The sequence below is a fragment of the Achromobacter xylosoxidans genome (assembly GCF_002192695.1).
Taxonomy (GTDB): domain Bacteria; phylum Pseudomonadota; class Gammaproteobacteria; order Burkholderiales; family Burkholderiaceae_B; genus Achromobacter; species Achromobacter xylosoxidans_C.
Window position 1 is genome coordinate 119,403 of record NZ_MTLG01000074.1, and the last position, 22,171, is coordinate 141,573.

Annotated in this window: 17 protein-coding genes; 2 read left to right on the plus strand and 15 right to left on the minus strand. The window is 67.0% G+C overall.

Annotation, left to right across the window (positions count from 1 at the left end; all coding sequences use genetic code 11):
• Position 1 precedes the first annotated feature (1 nt).
• From narJ to BRO63_RS14140, 5 genes are all read right to left on the minus strand, one after another.
• Positions 2–649, minus strand: a complete 648-nt coding sequence (gene narJ, locus BRO63_RS14120) for a nitrate reductase molybdenum cofactor assembly chaperone (protein ID WP_088140403.1) — start codon at positions 647–649, stop codon at positions 2–4.
• Positions 650–663: 14 nt separating this feature from the next.
• Positions 664–2,229, minus strand: coding sequence for a nitrate reductase subunit beta (narH, locus tag BRO63_RS14125; protein ID WP_088140404.1), 1,566 nt, complete (start codon positions 2,227–2,229; stop codon positions 664–666).
• On the minus strand, positions 2,226–5,969 hold the full coding sequence (locus BRO63_RS14130) for a nitrate reductase subunit alpha (protein WP_088140405.1): 3,744 nt from the start codon (positions 5,967–5,969) through the stop codon (positions 2,226–2,228). The genes narH and BRO63_RS14130 overlap by 4 nt, the downstream gene beginning before the upstream one ends.
• Positions 5,970–6,123: 154 nt before the next feature.
• On the minus strand, positions 6,124–7,512 hold the full coding sequence (locus tag BRO63_RS14135) for a NarK family nitrate/nitrite MFS transporter (protein ID WP_088140406.1): 1,389 nt from the start codon (positions 7,510–7,512) through the stop codon (positions 6,124–6,126).
• Positions 7,513–7,522: 10 nt separating this feature from the next.
• Positions 7,523–8,800, minus strand: coding sequence for an MFS transporter (locus BRO63_RS14140; protein ID WP_256943036.1), 1,278 nt, complete (start codon positions 8,798–8,800; stop codon positions 7,523–7,525).
• Positions 8,801–9,034: 234 nt separating this feature from the next.
• Between BRO63_RS14140 and BRO63_RS14145 the strand changes: the two genes are divergently transcribed.
• A complete protein-coding gene (locus BRO63_RS14145; protein ID WP_088140408.1) occupies positions 9,035–10,285 on the plus strand; it encodes an NnrS family protein in 1,251 nt (416 codons plus the stop codon).
• Between the two features lie 3 nt (positions 10,286–10,288).
• On the opposite strand, the gene BRO63_RS14150 is transcribed toward BRO63_RS14145, so the two are convergent.
• The 6 genes from BRO63_RS14150 to BRO63_RS14175 form a co-directional block, all read right to left on the minus strand.
• The gene (locus BRO63_RS14150; RefSeq protein WP_088140409.1) at positions 10,289–11,116 is read right to left on the minus strand and encodes a hypothetical protein; all 828 of its coding nucleotides are present in this window, start codon (positions 11,114–11,116) and stop codon (positions 10,289–10,291) included.
• Positions 11,117–11,287: 171 nt separating this feature from the next.
• Complete coding sequence (locus tag BRO63_RS14155) at positions 11,288–11,494, minus strand: hypothetical protein (protein WP_143219475.1); 207 nt, start codon at positions 11,492–11,494, stop codon at positions 11,288–11,290.
• An 84-nt stretch (positions 11,495–11,578) separates the two neighbouring features.
• On the minus strand, positions 11,579–11,845 hold the full coding sequence (locus BRO63_RS14160; protein WP_088140411.1) for a hypothetical protein: 267 nt from the start codon (positions 11,843–11,845) through the stop codon (positions 11,579–11,581).
• A 39-nt stretch (positions 11,846–11,884) separates the two neighbouring features.
• Positions 11,885–12,967, minus strand: coding sequence for a flavodoxin family protein (locus BRO63_RS14165; RefSeq protein ID WP_088140412.1), 1,083 nt, complete (start codon positions 12,965–12,967; stop codon positions 11,885–11,887).
• The gene (locus tag BRO63_RS14170) at positions 12,964–13,428 is read right to left on the minus strand and encodes a low affinity iron permease family protein (RefSeq protein WP_256943307.1); all 465 of its coding nucleotides are present in this window, start codon (positions 13,426–13,428) and stop codon (positions 12,964–12,966) included. The genes BRO63_RS14165 and BRO63_RS14170 overlap by 4 nt, the downstream gene beginning before the upstream one ends.
• A 57-nt stretch (positions 13,429–13,485) precedes the next feature.
• Positions 13,486–14,709 carry an FAD-dependent monooxygenase gene (locus BRO63_RS14175; protein ID WP_088140413.1) on the minus strand — a complete coding sequence of 408 codons (1,224 nt, stop codon included), beginning with the start codon at positions 14,707–14,709 and terminating at the stop codon, positions 13,486–13,488.
• A gap of 138 nt (positions 14,710–14,847) precedes the next feature.
• Here BRO63_RS14175 and BRO63_RS14180 point away from each other — a divergent pair, with 138 nt between their 5' ends.
• Complete coding sequence (locus tag BRO63_RS14180; protein WP_088140414.1) at positions 14,848–15,765, plus strand: LysR family transcriptional regulator; 918 nt, start codon at positions 14,848–14,850, stop codon at positions 15,763–15,765.
• A 38-nt stretch (positions 15,766–15,803) separates the two neighbouring features.
• On the opposite strand, the gene BRO63_RS14185 is transcribed toward BRO63_RS14180, so the two are convergent.
• The 4 genes from BRO63_RS14185 to BRO63_RS14200 all read right to left on the minus strand — a co-directional run bounded on the left by BRO63_RS14185 (position 15,804) and on the right by BRO63_RS14200 (position 22,070).
• Positions 15,804–17,675 (minus strand): PepSY-associated TM helix domain-containing protein, encoded by a 1,872-nt coding sequence (locus BRO63_RS14185; protein ID WP_088140415.1) that lies wholly within the window; start codon positions 17,673–17,675, stop codon positions 15,804–15,806.
• Between the two features lie 70 nt (positions 17,676–17,745).
• The gene (locus BRO63_RS14190; RefSeq protein WP_088140416.1) at positions 17,746–20,220 is read right to left on the minus strand and encodes a TonB-dependent siderophore receptor; all 2,475 of its coding nucleotides are present in this window, start codon (positions 20,218–20,220) and stop codon (positions 17,746–17,748) included.
• Positions 20,221–20,340: 120 nt separating this feature from the next.
• Entirely contained in the window at positions 20,341–21,405 is a 1,065-nt protein-coding gene (locus tag BRO63_RS14195) for a FecR family protein (protein ID WP_088140417.1), read from the minus strand.
• Entirely contained in the window at positions 21,402–22,070 is a 669-nt protein-coding gene (locus BRO63_RS14200) for an RNA polymerase sigma factor (RefSeq protein ID WP_088140418.1), read from the minus strand. Before BRO63_RS14200 ends, BRO63_RS14195 begins: the two co-directional genes overlap by 4 nt.
• Positions 22,071–22,171 lie beyond the last annotated feature (101 nt).

The window sequence follows — 22,171 nt, forward strand, 5'->3', positions numbered from 1 at the left end:
ATTAATGAGCCGCGGGCGCGCGGGGATAGAAGCGCACGGTCTGCGCGCCATCGCCCGAGAACGGCCGCAGCAGCGGTTCCACGCCGTCCGGTCCGGTGCCGAACGTTTCCATCGCCTCGTCCATGTCGCGCACGGGCGCCTCGGTCTGCTCGCGCGGAATCACGCGGGACTGGGCGCGCAGCACCGCGAAGATGCAGGCGTAGGGACTTTCGCCCTTGGCCAGGCGCGCGCCGATGGCGGCCAGCACGTGGATGGCCTCATCCAGCAGGTCCTGGGCCTGAGCCGGGTCGATCACGCCCAGGAACTCCAGGAACAGCGGCACATGGTCAGGCAGCTCGGACACCACCGGTTCGAAGCCGTGCTCGCGGTAGGTATCCAGCAGGTCGACCATGGCCTGGCCGCGGTCGCGGCTTTCGCCGTGCACGTGTTCGAACAGGTGCAGCGAATGCGAGCGGTTGCGGTCGAAGGTGGCCACGTAGTTCTCTTGCAGCGCGATGAGGTCGTGGGTGGCCAGGTAACCGATCAGCGGCTGCAGGGTTTCCTCCGCGTCGGGATGGTCGGCCAAGGCGGCTTCGACCTCGCCCAGCGCGTCCAGCAGCTCGGGCTCGGGGTAGCACAGCAAGGCGGAAAGCAGGCGGTACAGACTCATGGTTTTCTCCTTGCCTAGACCGAAGCGGCCTTCTTGCGGGATTTCGGCATCTCGATGAAGATCTCGCTGCCCTGGGGCTTGCGTCCGAACAAGGTGCCTTCCGACACCCCGCCCGAGCAGCCGTTGCCGAAGGTGAAGCCGCAGCTGCCCTTCTCGTTAAAGCTGTCCTCGACCACTTCCTTGTGGCTGCTGGGCACCACGAAGCGATCCTCGTAGTCGGCGATGGCCATGATCTTGTACATGTCCTGCACCGTCGCCTCCGTCAGCCCCACCTGCTCCAGCAAGGCCGTGTCGCGTTCGCCGTGCACGGTCTCCGAGCGCTTGTAGGCGCGCATCGCCAGCATGCGTTCCAGCGCCTGCAACACCGGCGCTTCCTTGCCCGCCGTCAGCAGATTGGCCAGGTAGCGCACCGGGATGCGCAGACTGGACACGTCGGGGATCATGGCGCTCTTGCCCACCGTGCGGCTCGGCATCTGGCCGGACTCGGCGGCGGTCTGGATGGGCGACAGCGGCGGGATGTACCAGACCATGGGCAAGGTGCGGTATTCCGGATGCAGCGGGAACGCGACGCGCCACTCCACCGCCATCTTGTAGACCGGCGACTTGCGGGCGGCTTCGAGCCACGATTCCGGGATGCCCTGTTCGCGCGCGGCGGCGATCACCTCGGGCGAATGCGGGTCCAGGAACAGGTCGAGCTGCGACTGGTACAGGTCCTGCTCGTTGGCGGTGGACGCGGCGTGCTCGATCTGGTCGGCGTCATACAGCATCACGCCCAGGTAGCGGATGCGGCCCACGCAGGTTTCCGAGCACACCGTGGGCTGGCCGGCCTCGATGCGCGGATAGCAGAAGGTGCACTTCTCGGCCTTGCCGCTGCTCCAGTTGTAATAGATCTTCTTGTACGGGCAGCCGGAGATGCACATGCGCCAGCCGCGGCACTTGTCCTGGTCGACCAGCACGATGCCGTCGTCTTCGCGCTTGTAGATGGAACCGGACGGGCAGCTGGCGACACAGGCCGGGTTCAGGCAGTGTTCGCACAGGCGCGGCAGGTACATCATGAAGGTGTTCTCGAAGGTCGAGTACATCTCCTTCTGCACGCCCTCGAACAGCGCGTCGCGGCTGCGCGCGCTGAATTCGCCGCCCAGGTCGTCTTCCCAGTTCGGGCCCCAATGGATCTTGTCCATCTTCTTGCCGGTCAGCACCGACACCGGACGCGCGGTGGGCGGGGTCTGCGACAGCGGCGCCTTCTGCAGGTGCTCGTAGTCGAAGGTGAACGGCTCGTAGTAGTCGTCGATCTGCGGCAGGTTCGGGTTGGCGAAGAGATTGGCCAGGATGCGCAGCTTGCCGCCCTGGCGCGGTTCCAGCTTGCCGGCGGTGGTACGCTTCCAGCCGCCCTTCCACTTCTCCTGGTTCTCCCATTCCTTGGGATAGCCGATGCCGGGCTTGGTTTCCACGTTGTTGAACCAGGCGTACTCGACGCCGTCGCGGCTGGTCCAGACGTTCTTGCAGGTGACCGAGCAAGTGTGGCAGCCGATGCACTTGTCCAGGTTCAGCACCATGCCGATTTGGGCGCGTATCCTCATGATTGCTTCTCTTCTTGTTGCGTTGCTTCAACCAGCGGACCTTCCAGCCAGTCCACCTTCTTCATCTTGCGCAGCACCACGAACTCGTCGCGGTTGGCGCCCACGGTGCCGTAGTAGTTGAAGCCGTAGGCCTGCTGGGCGTAGCCGCCGATCATGTGCGTGGGCTTGAGCACCGTGCGCGTGACCGAGTTATGGATGCCGCCGCGCTTGCCGCTGGTTTCGGCGCCAGGCACGTTCACGATCTTTTCCTGCGCGTGGTACATCAGGCACATGCCCACCGGCACGCGCTGGCTGACCACCACCCGCGCCGTCAGGGTGCCGTTCACGTTGAAGACTTCGACCCAGTCGTTGTCGACCAGCCCGGCCTGCTTGGCCTCGGCTTCGGAAATCCACACGTGGGGACCGCCGCGGCTCAGCGTCAGCATGCGCAGGTTGTCCGAGTACGTGCTGTGGATGCCCCACTTCTGGTGCGGCGTCAGCCAGTTCAGGACCAGTTCCTTTTCGCCGTTCGGGTAGCGGCCCAGCATGGGCGCGACCGTCTTGGTGTCGATGGCCGGCTTGTACACGCAGGAGCCTTCGCCGAAGTCCAGCATCCAGCGATGGTCCTGGTAGAACTGCTGGCGGCCGGTCAGCGTGCGCCATGGGATCAGCTCGTGCACGTTGGTATAGCCGGCGTTGTAGCTGACTTCCTCACTTTCCAGGCCCGACCAGGTGGGCGCGGAAATGATCTTGCGCGGCTGCGCCTGGATGTCGCGGAAGCGGATCTTGTCGTGCTCGCGTCCGATGGCCAGATGCGCGTGCTCGCGCCCCGTGATCTTGCTCAACGCTTCCCAGGCCTTGACCGACACGTGGCCGTTGGTCTCGGGCGCGAAGGTCAGGATCATCTCGGCGGCGTCGATGGCAGTGTCCAGGCGCGGCCGGCCCTGGCTCACGCCCGGCTCGGTCACGCTTTCGTTGATGCCGGCCAGTTCATGGACTTCGTGCTCGGTGTTCCAGTTGATGCCCTTGCCGCCGTTGCCCAGCTTGTCCAGCAACGGACCCACCGAGGTGAACTTGCGGTAGATGTCGTTGTAGTCGCGCTCGACCACGGTCATGTTGGGCGCGGTCTTGCCCGGGACCAGGTCGCATTCGCCCAGCTTCCAGTCCTTGGGCTCGAAGGCTTGGCCCAGTTCCCCCGGGGTGTCGTGCATCAGCGGAGTCAGCACCACGTCGCGGCGCTTGCCCAGGTAGGGGCCGCCGATCTCGCTGAACTTCTTGGCCAGCAGCTTGTAGATCTCCCAGTCGGTCTTGCTTTCCCACAAGGGCTGCACGGCTTCGCTCAGCGGATGGATGAACGGATGCATGTCCGAGGTGTTGAGGTCGTCCTTCTCGTACCAGGTGGCCGTGGGCAGCACGATGTCGCCGTACAGGCAGGTGGTGCTCATGCGGAAGTCCAGCACCGTCAGCAGGTCCAGCTTGCCTTCGGCGGCGTCCTCCTGGTAGGTCACCTCGGTGGGCTTGATCGCTTCGGCTTCGTCGCCGAACACCGCGTTCTGCGTGCCCAGCAGGTACTTCAGGAAGTACTCGTGGCCCTTGCCGCTGGAGCCCAGGATGTTGGAGCGCCACACGAACATGTTGCGCGGGAAGTTGGCCGGGTCGTCGGGGTTCTCGCAGGACATGCGCAGTTCGCCCGACTTGAGCTGTTCGGCGACAAACGCCACCGGGTCCTTGCCCTGGCTTTCGGCCTGCGCCACCACGTCCAGCGGGTTGGTGCGCAATTGCGGCGCCGACGGCAGCCAGCCCATGCGCTCGGCGCGGGCGTTCAGGTCGATCATGCTGAGGTCGCCGTAGCGGCCGCGGTCCGCGGTCGGGCCCAGGATTTCCTGGACGTTCAGCTTTTCGTGGCGCCACTGGCTGGTGTGCGCGTAGAAGAACGAGGTGCCGTTCATCTGGCGCGGCGGGCGGACCCAGTCCGCGGCGAAGGCCAGCGGGGCCCAGCCGAACTGCGGACGCAGCTTTTCCTGGCCCACGTAGTGCGCCCAGCCGCCGCCGCTCTTGCCCACGCAGCCGCACATCATCAGCATATTGATGATGCCGCGGTAGATCATGTCCATGTGGTACCAGTGGTTCAGGCCAGCGCCGACGATCACCATGGACTTGCCTTCGGTGTCGTGGGCGTTCTGCGCGAACTCGCGCGCCACCTGGATCACCTGCGCGCGCGGCACGCCGGTGTGCTTTTCCTGCCAGGCGGGCGTGTAAGGCACGTCATCGTCATAGGAGCTGGCGACGTTGCTGCCGCCCAGGCCCCGGTCCAGGCCGTAGTTGGCCATCTGCAGGTCGTACACCGTGGCCACCAGGGCTTCGCTGCCGTCGGCCAGGCGGATGCGGCGCGCCGGCACGTTGCGCACCTGCAGCTCGCCATGCTCGCTGCCGAAGTACGGGAAGCCCACACCGACCACGGCGTCGGACTGCTCCAGCAGGCTCAGCGTGGGCTCGATTTCGCGGCCGCTGCCGCCGTCCTTGGATTCCAGGTTCCAGCGGCCGACCTTCTCGCCGCCGTTGACCGCGCCCTCGCCCCAGCGGAAACCGATGCTGCCATTGGGCGCGGCCAGGTCGCCGCTCTTGGCGTCCAGCACCAGCGTCTTCCAGTCGGGGTTGTTCTGCTCGCCCAGCGCGCCGTCCAGGTGCGAGGCGCGCAGGAAGTGGTCCGGCGCGTAAAAGCCGTCGCGCTCCTTCAGCAGCACCAGCATGGGCATGTCGGTGTAGCGCCGCACGTAGTCGCGGAAGTAATCCGAAGCGCCGGACAGGTGGAATTCCTTCAGGATCACATGGCCCATGGCCATGGCGAGCGCGGCGTCGGTGCCTTGCTTGGGGGCCAGCCAGATGTCGCCGAACTTGACCATTTCGCCGAAGTCGCTGGACACGGCCACCGTCTTGGTGCCCTTGTAGCGCACCTCGGTGTAGAAGTGCGCGTCCGGCGTGCGGGTCTGGGGCACGTTGGAGCCCCACACCATCAGGTAGGTCGAGTTGTACCAGTCGGCCGATTCCGGCACGTCGGTCTGTTCGCCCCAGATCTGCGGGCTGGCGGGCGGCAGGTCGCAGTACCAGTCGTAGAAGCTCAGGCAGGCGCCGCCCAGCAGGCTGAGGTAGCGTGCGCCGGCCGCATAGCTGACCATGGACATGGCCGGGATCGGCGAAAAGCCGATCACGCGGTCAGGGCCGAACTTCTTGATCGTCAACGCGTTGGCGGCGGCCACGATCTCCATCGCCGTATCCCAGTCGGCGCGCACGAAGCCGCCCAGGCCGCGCACGGCCTTGTAGCGCTTGGCGCGCTTGGGGTCCTGGCTGATCCATTCCCAGGCCGCGATCGGGTCCATGGTCTTGCGGGCCTCGCGCCACATTTCCATGAGGCGGCCGCGGATCATCGGATACTTCACGCGCTGCGCCGAGTAGACGTACCAGCTGTAGGAGGCGCCTCGCGGACAGCCGCGGGGTTCATGGTTGGGCAGGTCCGGCCGCGTGCGCGGATAGTCGGTCTGCTGCGTTTCCCAGGTGATCAGGCCGTTCTTGACGTAGACCTTCCAGGAGCAGGAGCCCGTGCAGTTCACGCCGTGCGTCGACCGCACCACCTTGTCATGCTGCCAGCGGGCGCGGTAGGCGTTCTCCCACTTGCGGTCCTCGTTGACCGTCTCGCCGTGACCGTCCGCGAAGGTGGACTTCACCCGCGACATGAACTTCAAGCGGTCCAGAAAATGGCTCATTCTCTATTCTCCAAGAGCGCCGGTCCGGCCGGCGCGTACTGCGATCAATGCTGTTGAATCCATTGTGGGCTCGGCCCGCCTGCCGGACCATTCGCCGGTGGCACAGGCCGGGCGCGGCAGAATGACTAGTCACTCCGGCCGCATCCGTTTCGCTCTAGCAAGGCACCGGCGCATTGCGGCGGGCGTAGTACCACCAGGTGATGACCATGCAGGTGGCGTAGAACCCGATGAAGCAGTACAGGGCGGCCTGCACGCTGCCCGTCATCTCCAGCGAGGTGCCGAAGCTGCGGGGAATGAAGAAGCCGCCATATGCGCCGATGGCACCCGAAAAGCCCAGCACCGCGGCCGATTCCTTGGCCGCGTCCGCCAGGGCCTGCTTCTGCGCCGCGGCGCCCCGCCCTTCGGCGGCCTGCGTGCGTTCGCGCAGGAAGATCACGGGGATCATGCGGAAGGTCGAACCGTTGCCCACGCCGGTCAGCGCGAACAGCACGATGAACATGGCCAGGAAACCGTGGAAATTGCCGACCTGTCCGGCTACGGGCAGGAACATCACCACGCCCAGCACCGCGACGATCATGGCCGCGAAGGTGAACAGCGTGACCCGCGCGCCGCCCAGCTTGTCCGACACCCAGCCGCCGAAAGGCCGGGTCAGCGAACCCACCAGCGGACCGAGGAAGGCGTAGGCCATGGGATCGACCTGCGGGAACAAGGTCTTGGTCAGCATGGCGAAGCCCGCCGAGAAGCCGATGAAGGAGCCGAAGGTGCCCACGTACAGCCAGCACATCAGCCAGTTGTGCTTGCGCTTGAAGATGACGGCCTGGTCCGCGAACGAGGCGCGGGCGTCGGCGATGTCGTTCATGCCGAACCAGGCGGCAATCGAGGCCAGCGCGATCGGGATCACCCAGATGAAGCCGGCGTTCTGCAGCCACAGGTTCTGCTGCGCGCCGTTGGCATTGATCACCTGCGGCTCGCCCCCGGCCACGCCGAATACGCCGATGGAAATGACCACCGGCACCACGAACTGCACCAGGGACACGCCCAGGTTGCCGATGCCGGCGTTCAGCCCGGTGGCCAGGCCCTTCTTCTCCTTGGGGAAGAAGAAGCTGATATTGGCCATGCTGGAGCTGAAGTTGCCGCCGCCCAGGCCGCACAGCAGCGCCAGGATCAGCAGGGTCGGGAAGGTGGTGGTCGGGTCGCGCAGCGCGAAGCCCATGCCCAGCGCCGGAATCAGCAGCGAGGCCGTGGAGATGGCCGTCCACTTGCGCCCGCCGAAGACCGGCACCAGGAAGGAATAGAAGATGCGCAGGGTCGCGCCCGACAGCGCGGGCAGCGCCGTCAGCCAGAACATCTGGTTCTTGGACAGCATGAAGCCGGCGCGGTCCAGGTTGACGACGACCACGCTCCACAGCATCCAGATGCTGAACGCCAGCATCAGCGCCGGAATGGAGATCCAGAGATTACGGTTGGCGACGCGGGCGCCGGTCTGCTTCCAGAAGCCCGGATTATCCGGCTCCCAGCGCGCAAGGACTTGAGTGGAAGACATAGGGATACTCTCAGGAGGTGGTGGAAGGAGAGACGGCGTGTTGCCGGGCGATGGCCGCGCTTTCCGGCCGGAAACTGAAGTGCATGAAGATGAGGGAGACGCAGACGGTGCCGTACAGCAGCATGAAGGCGCTGGAGCGGATGCCCGTCAGGTCCAGCAGGACCCCGAACATGATCGGCAGCACGAAACCGCCCAAGCCGCCAGCCAGGCCGACGATGCCCGAGACCGCGCCGATGTTTTCGCCGAACTCGTCCGAGATGAACTTGAAGACCGAAGCCTTGCCGATGGCCATGGCGATGCCGACCACGAACAGCAGCACGGTGAAGGTGACCGGTCCCAGCGCGATGCCGAAGCTGCGCGGGCCGTTGGCCGTCACGATGGTGAATTCGGTCTGCGGGTAGCTCAGCAGGAAGAACGCGACCCAGCACACCCACATCACCCACCAGGTGGTCTTGTAGGCGCCGTAGCGGTCAGAGATCCAGCCGCCCACCGCGCGCAGCACGCCGCCGGGCAAGGAGAAGCAGGCCGCCAGCAGCGCGGCCAGCTTCATGTCGAAGCCGTATTCGCCGATGTAGTACTTGGTCATCCACAGCGCCAGCGCCACGTAGCCGCCGAACACCACCGAGTAGTACTGGCAATAACGCCAGACGCGCGGGTCCTTCAGCATGGCCATCTGGGCCGACAGGCTGGCGCCGCTCTTGACGCGATGTGCGGGATCCGAAGAGGAGAACAGCCAGAACAGGATGGCGGTGACCAGCAGCGCCACGGCATAGACCTGGGGCACGATGACCCAGGCGCCGCCGGCCGCCGCGATCAGCGCGGGAGCCACGAACTTGGTGATGGCCGAGCCCGAATTGCCGGCGCCGAACACGCCCATCGCCAGGCCCTGCTTGTTGCGCGGGAACCAGCGCGCCACGTAGGGCGTGCCGACCGAGAACGAGCCTCCCGTCAGGCCGACGAACAGCGCCAGCACCAGGAACTGCCAATACTCGGTGGCATAGGACAGCAGCCAGATCGGCACTACCGCCAACAGCATCAGGATGAAGAACACCGGCCGGCCGCCGTAGCGGTCCGTCCAGATGCCCAGCGGCACCCGCACCAGCGAACCGGTCAGCACCGGCATGGCGGCCAACAGGCCGAACTCGGTTTCGGACAGGCCCAGCTGCGCCTTGATGGGTATGCCCAGCACCGCGAAGATCATCCACACCGCGAAACAGATGGTGAAGGCGAACGTGCTTGAAATCAGGACCCGCATCGGCGCGCCGGCGGAAGGTTGACTTGCTGCCATGGTTACTCTCGCTTTACTCACGAAGACATGTGGCTAGCCTAGGGACGGCGCGCCTCCAGGACCATTCGCCAGCCGACCAGAAGCCCCTTGCCGATGTGACTAGTCACCCCTTTCTTGCCGGCCCGGCTTGCGCTGGATCAAGCGGCCGCGCTGGCGGCAAGGCGCTGGACGCATTAATATGCATTTCAAATACACCTTTAAACGCGAAACCGAAACGGCGCCGCGACGACCCTCATGAGCACGCTGCTTAGCATCGAAGAACCCGCCGCAGCCCCGCGCCGCGCGCGGCCCCAATGGAGCGCCTTCACGGAAATGGGCTTTCGGCCGCTGTATCTGGCCGGCTGCTTCTGGGCGCTGGCGTCCGTGCTGCTGTGGGTGCATGCCCCTGCTCGCCTGACCGGCGTGTTGAATGGCATGTTCTGGCATGCGCACGAGATGCTGTGGGGTTTCGTCGCCACCATCGCCGTGGGTTTCCTGCTGACAGCCGGGGCCAACTGGACCGGCAAGAATCCCTTGCGGGGCACGCCGCTGGCGGTCCTGTGCGCGGTGTGGATCGTGGCGCGCGCGGGCTATCTCGTGCCCGGACGCCCGGCCTTCGTGGTGGCTGCGTCGGCGGACCTGCTGTTCTTCCTGTGGGCCGCGGGCGCGCTGGGCCGCGCCGTCGCCGTCACGCGCAATCAGCGCAATTACGGCATTCCCTTCCTGCTGCTGGGCCTGGCCGCGACCAACGCGCTCTACCTCTGGGCCTCGGTCCAGGGCGACTACTTCGCGCTGATGCGCTACTTCAACGCGGGCCTGCTGTGCATGGCGGTGCTGACGCTGCTGATCGCGCGCCGCGTCATCCCCTTCTTCGCCAAGCGCGCCGTGGCGGGGCTGGACATTCCGCCGCACACGCGCAGCGGCCACTGGCAGCTGGGCACGGGCGTCGTCGCCATCGCCTGCCTGCTTGCCGGCCAGCCGCAGGCTGCCGCGCTGGCGCTGGCTGCTACCGGCGTGATCGCCCTGGCGCAATGGATATCGTGGAAGCCTTGGGCGGTGCGCAAGGTGCCGTTGCTATGGATCCTGTACGCGGGCTATGGCGGCCTGGGCATAGGCCTGCTGGTGGGCGCGGCGCAATTGGCCGGCTATGTGCTGCGGCCCGCCTGGCCCGCCCACGTGATCGGCGTGGCCGGATTCTCGGTGCTGATCCTGGGCATGGTCACGCGCACCGCGCTCGGCCACCTGGGCCGGCCGCTGCAGACCGACCGCAGCATGGTGCTGAGCTATGCGCTGATGATCCTGGCAGCCCTGCTGCGCCTGGCCGCCCTGCTCCCGACCGCCGCCACCATCGGCTTCCTGCATGCGTCGGCGACCGCCTGGGCGCTGGCCTTCGCGCTGTACCTGTGGCGCTTCTTCCCGATGATGATCCGGCCGCGAGCCGACGCGGGCAAGACGGCCGCGCCGGTGATGAAGGTGGTGCCGGTCGCGCGGCGTCCGGCCGCGTAGGCCTCAGCCGCGCCCTTCGCGCCGGCGCGTGGCCGCCAGCTGCTGCTTCATGGCCTTGAGCCAGGCCTTGACCTGCTGCATGTCGACGAACTGCGACAGCTCGAATTCGAGTTCGCCTATGTATTCCTCGGCGTCGGCGATCTCCGCGTCCAGGTCTTCCATCAGTTCGGAAGGGTCTATGGATTGCGCGGGATCGAAATGGTACTTGGCCTTGAAGCCGTTTTCCTCGGCCGCAATGTCGCCGGCCAGCCTGGCGAGTTGCGCGTCCAGCGCCTGGTTGTACTGGGCGTAGCGGTCTTCATCGACGCCTGCCAGCTGGTCGGGACCGGCAGCGGCCAGGGCCTCGATTTCCGCCAGGACCTCGGGAGCCGGCACGGCTCCGCCGTCCGCCGGCTTGGCCAGCGGCGCTTCGGCGTCCTCGTCCTGCCCGTCTTCCAGGCCGCCGTCGTAGTCCGAGCCGGCATGCTTGAGATACAGGGCCTGCAACCTGGCCGTGTCGCACTCGGCCGGCGTGCCGTCCAGCACGATGGCGTCCAGCGTCTCCTGCGCCAGCTGTGCCGCAATCTCGGACGCCAGGGCGCGCTCCGCCTTGGTCAGCTCCTTCTGCTTGCAGGCGTGGTCGAAGCAGGCCACCAGCTTGGCCTTCAGCTCGACCTCTACCGTCTCCAGCGGCGCCAACACGTCCTCGTATTTCTTCTGGTATTCCGGCAGCACGGCCTGCCAGCGGCTGAGGCGGGCGCGCTGCGCTTGCAGCGTACCCGCGAGCGACTCGAATCTCTGGCGTTGCGGCTTTGCGGATGCCGGTTGCGCGGCGGGCGTGTTTTCTTGCATGGCGGGAACCTGGGCAGGCGGCGCAAGGCGCGCCTTGAAACGATTGGGAGCGCCATTTTAGACGCGGCGGCGCCCGCCGATCCCCGACGCGCTGTTCCGGGCCTGCGCCCGCGCGGCCGCAACCGCCCCTGCGCGCCGGCATTGCGCCCGCGCGCAGTTCGGGTATCGAGACTATCTGTCGGCCGGCCCCTCGGCGGCGTTGTCCTCGGACGTCGTGTCGGCAGGCTCGATGTCCTCGTCGGGCACCTCGTCGCCCTGGGCGCTGTCGCCGGCGTCGTCCGGGTTCTGCGGCGGCGGGCGACGTGGCGCGGTCCCGGGCGGCAGCGCCGACGCCATCGTTATCGGATGCAAGGCCAACTCGAATTGGATCTGGGGCATCGCGGCACCTGTCAGGAAACGCGGCGAAATCCACCGCAGCCTGGCATCAGCAAGCGCCATGCCCGCAAGCCGGCTCAAGCGCCTTCAGAAACGCGGATTCTTGCCGAACGGCACTTCCGTGTCCGTTGGCTTCTCGAACGACGCTGTATCGCCGTTCAAGTCCGCCACGTGGATCTGGGCCAGCCGCGTCGCCTCGTCGATCGCGACCTGGGCCGAGGAGAAGCGCTCCTCGACGGCGATGCGTTCCTCGGGCTCTCCCGCGACCGGCGGAACCAGCACGTATCCTATGCTCCAACTGCCCTGGTCCTCGATCGGACGCTCGAGCTCGAAATCCCATCTGGCGTGTTCCATGGGGCCTCCTGTCGAATCCTGCCTTCATGCTACTGCGGTTTACTTCGGCCTGGGATCGCGGATGCCCTGGTCCAGTCCTTGGAAGTCGCCACGCCGCAGGCGCGGCAGGAAATCAGCCATGGCCCGCGCCACGTTGCGCACTTCCTGCTGCACCGCCTGGTCCTGGTCCAGGTCGTCGTGGCTGGTGGCGTAGGGACGGTAGTAGCTGATGTAGCGGTCCAAGCGCGACGCCGCGCCGGCGTCCACAAGCCCCATCCAGTCCAGCCAGTCGGCGAGCCCGCGCCGCTGCGCCTCGATGCCGGCCACATCCCCGTGCACCACCAGGCCGTAGGCGCGGCCGGCCAGATGCTTGGGATAGGGCCAGCCGGCCAGTTCGACCTGCTTGGCCTTCAGTGGATCCTTGCCGCCGGTCAAGGTGGGGTCGGGATTGCCGCCGTCGGCGCACACCAGCCTGTCTATCATCAGTTTCAAGGGGCTGGGCGATTGGTACCAGTACGTGGGCGCCACCAGGATCACGCCATGGGCCGCGACCCATTGCTCGTAGATCCCCGCCATCGCGTCATTGGACTGTCCCAGCGAGTGATTCGGGTAGCAACTGCACGGCCAATGGCACAAGGGCATCGCGGTCGATACGCAGCCCTTGCAGGGATGGATCTGGTATTCGTACTCCGAGACCAAACGGCTCAGGTCCAGCATGTCAGTCTGTATCGCGCCGGCCTGCAACTCGTTGACGACGATGCGCGCCAGACGCCAGCTCTTGGAGACCTCCCCCGGACAGGTGCCGTCATTGCGCGCGGCGCCCACGATGACCAGGACGCGCGAAGGCGTCCGCGGATCCCGTTGCGCCGCCGCGGCGCGCTCCAGGCGGTCGCGCGTTTCCTTCCACTCCACGGAAAGGTCGTAATCGGGATCGGCATAGGCCGCGCCGGCCTTGACCGTGACGGGCGCCTTGCGGCCTGTTTCGTAGGCGTCCCAGGCGATCGCCTCCAGGCGCTCCAGGGCGTCACGCTCGGCCAGGAATGCCGGATCGTAAAAGCGCCGCATGAAACGCAGGCGGAACTCTCCTCGCGCCAGGGGACCGTCATACTGCCCCTTGCGCACCAAGGGTCCGTTTCCGTTCATGTCTCCCTCCTTGTGCGTTTGCGGCGGCGTTCCCGCCGGGCGCGGGCGGTGCAGGCTGCAGCCAACGCCAGCAGCTTGTCTTCGTCCAGGCGTTCGGCGTCGACCAGCCCCTCGTCCGCGCCCTTCAGCGCGATCAGCAACTCGTCCAGCTTCAGGTGCAGCGCCTCGCTGTCCTTGTTCTGGCTCTGCTGGATCAGGAACACCATCAGGAACGTCACGATGGTCGTGCCGGTATTGATCACCAACTGCCAGATTTCGGAGTATCCGAAGGCCGGGCCCGACGCGGCCCAGGCGATGACGGCGATCAGCGCCAGTCCGAACGCAATGGGCGATCCCACCCATCTGGTCACGTGCGCGGCGAAATGGTCAAAGAAGCGGAAGATCGGGTTGGCGCGGCCGGCTGAGGCGCGGCGCGGCCGCGCCCGGGATGCCTGGCGGCGGGGAATGCTGGTGCTCGGCATGGTGTTGCTTCCAGTCCTGGCAGACCGTCCGCTCAGCAAGCCGCGTGCCCAAGACGATCAGACCCGGTACAAACTGCCGGAACCTACGTCGCCCGGGACAGCCCCCAGCCCTCGGCCCGGCATCGGCAGGCCCTGCGCCCACCCTGCCGCCAGGGCCTGCGCGTCACGCACGGGATCGCCGGCCTTGGCGCGTTCGTCCCGCTCGCGGCAGGTCGCGGGATCGATGGCGAACAGGCCGCGCGCGAACACCCGCGCCTGCTCGATCAACTGCGCCGTCTTGGGAGCGCGCATCTGCGCAAAGCGCAGCAAGGCCGCGTCCAGTCCATCGCCCGCGCCGTCCAGGCAGCGGGCCAGATGCCAGGCATCCTCCAAGGCCTGGCATGCCCCCTGCCCCGAGGTCGGCAAGGGCGCGTGCGCCGCGTCGCCCACCAGCAGCACGTTGCCCCGGCTCCAGGTTGTCAGGGGCTCGAGGTCATGCACGGCGATCAGACGGACCGCATGGGCCGGCGTCGCGCGGATGATGCGGGCGACGGGCTCGGGCCATCCTCCGAACAAGGTCTCGACCTCATTGCGCAGGTCAGCGGCAGGCGCCGCCGCGCGCAAGGGCCGCGCCTGCGCTCCCGCCCAATAGACCAGCCCGGGCCGCACCGCCACGGCGCCGAAGCGCTCGCCCGCGCCCCAATAGTCCCGGATGGCGATTTCATCGACCAGCGCCTCATCCGCCTGCGCCACGCCGATCCAGTTCACGAAGCCCTGATAGACCGGCGCGTTATCGCCCGCGACGTAACGGCGCGCCACCGAATCCATGCGGCCGTCGGCGCCGATGAGCAGGTCCGGGCGGATGTGCAGCCCATGCTCGAACCGCGCCACGGCCCGGCCGTCGCCATCCGGATCGATTGCCACCGCCCGGTGTCCATATGCGACCGGAATTCCGGCCGCCGCCACGGCTTCCAGCAGCACCGCCAGCAGATCCCGGCGCAATATCGTATGGGTCGGATATCCCATCATCCGGTCCAGCAGCGCGATATCCAGGCCGCCCAGCGGATTGCCCGCCGCGTCCTGCCGGTGCATCGCGACCGGCCGGCCTCCGGCAGCCGCGACATCCTGCAGCAAGCCCAGCTCCTGGAGCACGAAGCCGGCATTGGGCCATAGCGTCACGCCGGCTCCCATAGTCGCGGGCTCGGCCCTGCGTTCATACACCCGGGGCCTGTGCCCCTGCTTGCGCAAGGCCAGCGCCACGCTCAAGCCTGCAATGCCGCCGCCCAGTATTCCTATTTCCACGCTGCCGCTCTCCTGTAAAACCCGCCTCGACGCGCCGCCGGCGGCGGTTTATCTGGCGTTGACGGCATCTTAGATTCCGCCATTTTTGAGAACTAGCATGTAAAAATAGGCTGATTTATTACCTCATTCGGGACAATCATGCGCGATGCCCTAGACCTGAACACCGTCCGCGTCTATGCGGCGGTCGTCGATGAACAGAGCTTCGCCGGCGCCGCCCGCCTGCTGGCCCTGCCCTCGTCCAACGTCAGCCGCCACGTCGCCTCGCTGGAACGCAGGCTGGGCGTGCGCCTGCTGGAGCGCAGCACCCGCCATCTGCGCATGACGGAAGCCGGCAGGCTGCTGTACGAACGCGCCAAACCCCTGCTCGACGCCCTGCTCGCCACCGAGGAAGAGCTGGGCGCGGTGCAACGCGAGCTGCGCGGCCCGTTGAGAATGTGCATGCCCGGCGAAGCCCCCAGGCTGCTGGCGCCCATTCTTGCCGAGTTCTGCAGCCTGCATCCCGGCGTGGAACTGGAATGCGACACGCGCATGAGCGGTCTGGAATCGCTGCGCGACGAGGACGTGGACCTGGCCATCGTCTTCCATCGCGGCCGCCAGGACGACAGCGCCTTCATCACGCGCGAACTGGCCACCCTGCCCAGCATCGTGGTCGCGGCGCCCAGCTTGCTGGCCCGGACCGGCACGCCCCGCCACGTGAGGGAGCTCAGATCCCTGCCCTGCATCACCACCTTGAGCGCGCTGAAAGGACAGCCCTGGCAATTCATCGACGCCGCCGGCGAGATCGTCAAAGTGCCGGTCCGCAGCCGCTACCGTGTCAACAGCGGCGAACTGGCAGGCGCGGGCGCCCGGCAAGGCATAGGTTTCGCGATACTGGCGGCCTTCGGCTGCCAGGAAGACCTTGCAGCGGGCCGCCTGGTGGAAGTGCCGCTGGATCTGCGGCCCGCGCCGCTGCAATTGCTGGGGGCTTACAGCCACCGGCATTCGGTGACTGCGCGGGTTCGGGCCTTGCTGGAGTTGATGCAGGCGCGGTTGGGATCGATAGGCGACCGTTCCTGACGTTTCCCGCTGGTAGCCACGGATAGCGCAACTCGCCTCTATGCGCGCAGACCGAGTACCACCGCGCCGGACGCCAGGCTGGCCAACGCCATCAGCGCCCACGCCCGTCCCGCGCTGCCGGCGCCGAACACGCCCACGCCGATTGCCGTGTAGACGACAAAGCTCAAGAGCGTTCCGGCCAGCACGCCGACGGCCGGCGATGCGCCGGCCATGGCGGGCCACGCCAGCGCCAGGGCCGACATCGCCAGGGCGGACAGCAGGTAGCCGCCTGCAGCCGCGGCCATCACGCGGCTGGCGATCCCCCAACGATGGGCTGCATCATCGTGGCTGGCGGGCGGCGCCTTGCGCGACGGCGGCGCGGCGGCCGTCGGCGCAGTCTTCCAGCGCCACCGCAACGCGTGGGCCATGCAGGCCAGCAGCAGGCCAAATACCAGCGCGGTGATCTCCACCGCCGCCTGCTGCCATTCTCCATGGGCGGCATGGGCCCAGGCGTGCCGGCCCGTCGTCGCCCAGTTCAGTATCGGCAGTCCGAGGCAGAGCACCGCTGCCGCGGCCAGTTGCTCGATCCACGCGCTGCGTGGCGCGCGCCACAGCGCATGGACCAGGGTCGCGGCCCACACGGCGAAGAAAACTCGGATCTCCCAGACGCTGCGTTCCGGCCAGGCGGCGGGGATCAGGCGGTTGCCGTAAAAGTAGGCGATGCTTGCCACGGCAATACCCGCCAGCGCCGCAACGTTCAGGGCTTCCACGCACCGATAGACCCGCGCCGTGGCCGCGCCGAACTCATGCTCGCTCTTCTTGCGCCGCTTGATGGAGTACAGCAACGTGCCGATGGCGATCATGGCGGTGCCCATCAGGCCGCTGAAGAAGTACAGCCACTTGATGGTCCATCCGCCGAAGTCCGCCTTGTGCAGGGCTTCGATGGTCTCGTGGACCTGCCTGGCTTCAAACCCCTCGTGATGCGCGGGCGCGACCTGCAGGACCGCTGCGCTTGCCGCATCGAATGCGACGCGGCTGGCGTCGGTGAGCAGGTGCGGCGCCGCGCCGGCCAGGGGCTTGCGGCCGAACACCTGGACGATGCTGCCCGCGTCACCCGGACGATCGATGGTGATGCGCGCCGCCTCCTGCCCGGTCAGCGCGCGCGCCTGCGACAGCAAGGGGTACAGATCCGGAACTCCCCTCAAACCGGGCCCCGCAATGCGAGGCTCCGCCGGCGCAGGCGCCAGCTCGGCCTGGTAGCGGCGATAGGCGCCTGCATCCCCGCCATACACCGCGTGCAACGGCCAAGGCATGTAGCTGGTGTAGAAGAACGCCAGCCCCGTGTAGCCGATCATGAAGAGGAACGGCAGCGTCAGCACCGCCGTGGCATTGTGCGCGTCCAGCCAGCTGCGTAGTCCCTTGCCCGGACGGAAGGTAAAGAAGTCCTTGAAGATGCGCTTGTGCACCACCACGCCCGAGACCAGCGCGACCAGCATGCACATGGATATCCAGCCCACCAGCCAGTAGCCCGGCAGGCCGCCGTGCAAGGTGTAATGGAAGGACATGAAATGCCGACCGCCCTCGGTCTCGCGTATCTGGGGCGGCGGCTGCACCGCGCCTGTGCGCGAGTCCAGCCAGATATCGTGGCGTGCGCCGTCGTCGGTGCGCCAGGACAGCTGCACGGGCCAGCCGGGCCGGGCCGGCAAGGAAATGTCCCACTCGGCGGCCGCCGCGGCGCGGGACGACAGCTCCTGCGTGGCGCGCGGCAGCCACTGCCGGGCGTCCGCGCTCTCGGCGGCGGGACTGGCCGGCGGCCCCGCTTCCATCCAGCGCGTGATGGGTTCCCGGAACACGCTGAGCGTGCCGGTCAGGAAGATCGCGCACAGCAGCCAGCCGCAGGTCAGGCCGCACCAGGTGTGCAGCCAGGACATGCTCTGTCGGAATCCCCCCTTCACGACTGGATCCGCAAGCGGCCGCAAGCCTCGCCTGCGGCATTGCCGGTCACAGCGTTCCCCGCAAGGTCAGCATCACGTTGCGAGGCTCGCCATAGTGGTTGCCGCGCCGGATCTGGCTGACCATGCCGTAGTAGTCCTTGTCGAACGCGTTCGCCACGTTCAGGCTGGCGGACCAGTGCTTGTTGATGCGATAACCCGCGCGCAGGTCCCACACGGCGCGGCCGGGCGCGCCCATCCGCACCGACATGTCGTCGTAGGCCTTGTACGAGTAGCCGCTTTGCGCCGACACGCCGCCGCCGACGCTGAAGGCATTCCAGCGGCCGGGCAGCTGGTACGTGGTGGACAGGCGGAACAGATGGCGCGGGGTTTCCGCGCTGATCGTCTCGCCTTCGTCGTCGCGGCTGGTGACGTAGGTGTAGCCGGCCATCACCTGCCAGCCCGGCGACAGTTCGCCGCTGGCTTCCAGCTCAAAGCCCTTGCTGCGCAGCGTGCCGCCGTTGCGATAGCAGTTGGGCGAAGCCAGCGAGCCCGGGCAGCTGCCCGTCGCCGCCATGTCTTCCACCGCAATGCCGGACTTCTTCACGGCGAACACCGCCGCGGACACGTTCAGGCGTCCGTCGTAGAGCTCGCCCTTCACGCCCGCCTCGTAGTTGGCGCCGATGGACGGGTCCAGCGGCTTGCCCGAAGACGTTACGTAGGTGCTCTGCGGCTGGTAGGTGTCCGCATAGCTGGTGTAGACGGACCATTGCTGGTCCAGGTCATAGACCAGTCCGGCATAGGGCGTGAATTCGTGCTTCTGCTCATAGTCCCGGGTTCTCTTGCCGGTCAGCCCATCGTCCGACCGGTACTTCAGCCAACTGAACTTGCCGCCCAGCAGCAAGTGCAGCGGATCCGCCAGTTGCAGCCGCATGCTGCCGTACAGGCTTGTCTGCTCCAACCGCGACGTTTCCCCGCCGTCCCAGGCCGGACGCGCCGGTTGCGGAATGGAGGAATGGTCAGGGTCATACACATTGATGGGCGTGTCGCTGTCCAGATACGCCCATTTCTGGTTGGTGCGCTGGCGCGACCAGCTGGCGCCGAGCAGGACCTGGTGCGTGCCCCCCAGCGCCTGGAAACCACCCGTGGTGTTCAGGTCGATGCCATCGCTCTTCACGCGCGCATCGTTGAAATAAATGGTGTAGAAACGCGAGCCCACGCCGGTCGCCCGATCCACGCCGCCGATCGGAATGGCCACACGTTGATCCAGGTCGACCTCGGTATGGTTGAGCGACAGGCGCGCCTTCCAGTCCTGGTTGAACCGGTGCTCGGCTTCGGCGAATACTTCGTTCACCTGGCCTTTCTGCCGGTTCCAATCCTGGATCAGCGAGGTTGAGCGCGAAACGTCCAGCGCGCCGCCATCGGTATAGCGCGGCAGACCGAACAGCCAATAGCCGTCCGTGTCGGTGGCCTGATGGCGCGCCCCAAACGTCAGCGTCGTGTCGCGCCCCAGATCGGCGTCGATCACGCCGTAGACCAGGGGCGATTTCGACTTCGTGCCATCGTAGAAGTAATGGCGGTCCTGGTACGCGGTCACCAGGCGGCCGCGCACCGTGCCGGACTCGTTGAGCGGGCCGCCGCCATCGAGTTCCATGCGGTAGTTGTCCCAGGATCCCACCGTGGTGGCGCCCTCGAAATGGCCTTCGCCGCGCGGACGCTTGCGCACCATGTTGATCGCGCCGCTGGGGTCCGCCGAGCCCAGCATCAAGCCTGCCGCGCCGCGCAGCACTTCGACCCGGTCGAACACGGCGGTGTCGATGGGCAGCCAGCCCACCGGTGCATAGACCACGCCAGCCACGCCGTCGACCAGATAGTTGTTGTCGTCCACCGTGAAGCCGCGGATCGAGAATTTGTGGTTGCCGAAGTTTCTTGCCGTCTTCGTCACGCCGGTGGTCTGCGCCAGCGCCTCGTCCAGCGTGGTCAGGTTCTTGTCGTCCAGCAATTGGCGCGTGAGCACGCTGACCGACTGCGGCGTTTCGCGGACCGACTGCGTCATCTTGCTGATCGTGATGGCGTCGCTGGTGTACGAGCCGGTTCCTTCGGTGGTCGGATTGCCCACGCCGCTGCCGCTGACCGTCACCGATTGCAGCGTCACCGCATCGCCCGAGGATTGCCCGACGGCCGTCAAGGTGTACACGTTCGGCCTGGCGCTGTTCACGCGCACGTTGGCGCCGGCCAGCAACTGATCCAGCGCTTCCCGCGGCGTGTAGCGGCCGTTGACCGCCGGCGCGCGCTTGCCCGCCACCACGGCTTCATCGAACAGCACCTGATGCCGGGACTGTTCCGAGAACAGCCTCAAGGCATGTTCCAGCGGCTGAGCCGCAATGCTGAAATCCACTTGCGCCGCCTGCTGCTGCGCGTGCACCGCGGCGGGCGACGCCAGCGCTGCCAGCGCGCATGCCACCATCACCGGCATGGCCCTGAGTTGCATGCCCGCCGTCAACGCGCCGCCAGCAAGCGCGTCCTTCAACAATCCCCGTGCCATTCCCGCTCCATCGTTGTTGGCCGCTACCGGCCTTGCGGGAGTAAACGGATTCCGGGACGGGATTGGGAACCCGCGCACCGCATGTAAATAAAAATAATTTTCAGGTAGACGCCTGGAAGCTCAGCGATCCAGGATCAGGTAGCCGCCGCCGGGCGCGCGCTTGACCTGCACCGGCAGCAGATCCGGCAGGGCTTCCAGGAACGCAGCGGGCGCATTGGTCGCGGCAAAGCCCGAGACCGGCAGGGACGTAAGGCCCGGACTGCCCAGCGCCACCGGCTTGCCCAGGTACTGGGCGACTTCCTGGGCCACTTCGCCCAGCGGCGTGCGCCGGTACACCAGACGGCCATTGCGCCATCCGCCCACGCCGTCCGGCACCGCCGCCACCGCCTGATAGGTGGCGTTTCGCGCATTCACGGTCACGCCTTGTTCGGCGCCTAGCGACAGTTCCGGCGTGGACTTGTCGCGGTCGGGCTGCACACGCACCCGGCCGTGCGACACCTTGACGATGACGTCCTCTGGCGTGTTGCGCACGTTGAAAGCCGTGCCCACCACCGTGATCCGGCTCTGGCGGGCATCGACGGTGAATGGCCGATCTGTGTCCGGCGCCACGTCGAAAAACCCTTCGCCCTGGTTCAGCACCAGCTCGCGGCGCCGCGGGTAGTAGCGGACCTCCAGCGTGCTGCCGAAATTCAGCGCAACATGGGAGCCGTCGGGCAGGTCCAGCTGACGCACCTCTCCCGCCGCCGTGCTCACGCTCAGCACATAGCCCGGCGTGTTGTCCCAGCGATACCAGCCGTAGCCGCCGCCCACGATCAGCGCCGCACAGGCGGCGGCGAAGGTCTTGGAAAACACGGGCTGCCCCAGCAGCGCCCCCCAGAACCCCGGCTGGACGGCGCGGCGGCCAGACGCCGTCCGCGGGGTCTTGCGTGGCAAGGGCCTGGACGGCCGGGCAGCCGCCTGCCCGTCGGAGGCCAGCGCGGGCCGGGGCGCCTGCGACAGATCCTCCCAGGTGCGCGATACCCGCGAATACGCCTGCCGGTGCGCGGGCTTGGCAGCCAGCCAGGCATGCAACTCCTGCTCGTCAGCGTCCGACCAGCTGGCGTCCTGGCGGCGCACCAGCCACTCGGCCGCCGCCTCGTGCAAGGCAAGCGTGTCCGGCGTAGCGGAGGAAGACGGGTCGGTCATGACGAGGCGGAATCGCTATTGTTGTTATTGTCCAGGCCGGCGTCATCGCCAGCGGGCCGATGCAATTGCTGCATCTGCGCAACCGTAGCATAGTGCACCCGGACCTCGCAGTAGGCGATGGCGCGCGCCAGATGCTTGACGACCATGCGCCGCGATATCTGCATGCGGGCCGCGACTTCGTCCTGTGTCAGCCCGTCGAAACGGCACAGCACAAAAGCTTCGCGCTGGCGCTCGGGAAGTTCCTGCAAGGCAGCGCCCAGCCGCTCCAGGCGCTGTTGATGCGCCGCCGCGCGCATGGGACACGAAGCTTCGCCCGCCGCCAGCGCCTGCACGTTCTCTTCGGCCTCATCGAACGACACCGTCTGCAGCCGCCGGCCCGCCTTGCGCTCGCGGAACTCGTCGGCCACGCCGTTCAACACCGTCCTGCGCAAGTAGGCTCCCTGCTCATCCGTGGACTCCAACGCAGGACTGGCCGCCACCCATTTGACGACGCCATCGTGCAGCGCATCTTCGGCGCTGCCAATGCTGCCCTTGAATCGGGCCAGGCCGCGCATGAGCGGCAGCCGCCAGCGCGCGTAGGCTTTGGCGATCGCGCTGGCGTTTCCGTTCGTGTCGTCGGCGGATGCGGGCGTCGTGTTGGACGCCAGCAAAGGGTTGCGGCTCATGCGGCGCAGGTCGTTTGAAAGTGGCCGGATTGTACTGAGATTTATTCTCAGTCGCAATTCAAAGCCGCCCCGCGCCGTTCATCGGTCAGTCCTGCAACCCT

Coding starts and splice junctions, on each gene's coding strand:
- narJ (WP_088140403.1), bottom strand. CDS start 649: ATGAGTCTGTACCGCCTGCTTTCCGCCTTGCTGTGCTACCCCGAGCCC.
- narH (WP_088140404.1), bottom strand. CDS start 2,229: ATGAGGATACGCGCCCAAATCGGCATGGTGCTGAACCTGGACAAGTGC.
- BRO63_RS14130 (WP_088140405.1), bottom strand. CDS start 5,969: ATGAGCCATTTTCTGGACCGCTTGAAGTTCATGTCGCGGGTGAAGTCC.
- BRO63_RS14135 (WP_088140406.1), bottom strand. CDS start 7,512: ATGTCTTCCACTCAAGTCCTTGCGCGCTGGGAGCCGGATAATCCGGGC.
- BRO63_RS14140 (WP_256943036.1), bottom strand. CDS start 8,800: ATGGCAGCAAGTCAACCTTCCGCCGGCGCGCCGATGCGGGTCCTGATT.
- BRO63_RS14145 (WP_088140408.1), top strand. CDS start 9,035: ATGAGCACGCTGCTTAGCATCGAAGAACCCGCCGCAGCCCCGCGCCGC.
- BRO63_RS14150 (WP_088140409.1), bottom strand. CDS start 11,116: ATGCAAGAAAACACGCCCGCCGCGCAACCGGCATCCGCAAAGCCGCAA.
- BRO63_RS14155 (WP_143219475.1), bottom strand. CDS start 11,494: ATGCCCCAGATCCAATTCGAGTTGGCCTTGCATCCGATAACGATGGCG.
- BRO63_RS14160 (WP_088140411.1), bottom strand. CDS start 11,845: ATGGAACACGCCAGATGGGATTTCGAGCTCGAGCGTCCGATCGAGGAC.
- BRO63_RS14165 (WP_088140412.1), bottom strand. CDS start 12,967: ATGAACGGAAACGGACCCTTGGTGCGCAAGGGGCAGTATGACGGTCCC.
- BRO63_RS14170 (WP_256943307.1), bottom strand. CDS start 13,428: ATGCCGAGCACCAGCATTCCCCGCCGCCAGGCATCCCGGGCGCGGCCG.
- BRO63_RS14180 (WP_088140414.1), top strand. CDS start 14,848: ATGCGCGATGCCCTAGACCTGAACACCGTCCGCGTCTATGCGGCGGTC.
- BRO63_RS14185 (WP_088140415.1), bottom strand. CDS start 17,675: ATGTCCTGGCTGCACACCTGGTGCGGCCTGACCTGCGGCTGGCTGCTG.
- BRO63_RS14190 (WP_088140416.1), bottom strand. CDS start 20,220: ATGGCACGGGGATTGTTGAAGGACGCGCTTGCTGGCGGCGCGTTGACG.
- BRO63_RS14195 (WP_088140417.1), bottom strand. CDS start 21,405: ATGACCGACCCGTCTTCCTCCGCTACGCCGGACACGCTTGCCTTGCAC.
- BRO63_RS14200 (WP_088140418.1), bottom strand. CDS start 22,070: ATGAGCCGCAACCCTTTGCTGGCGTCCAACACGACGCCCGCATCCGCC.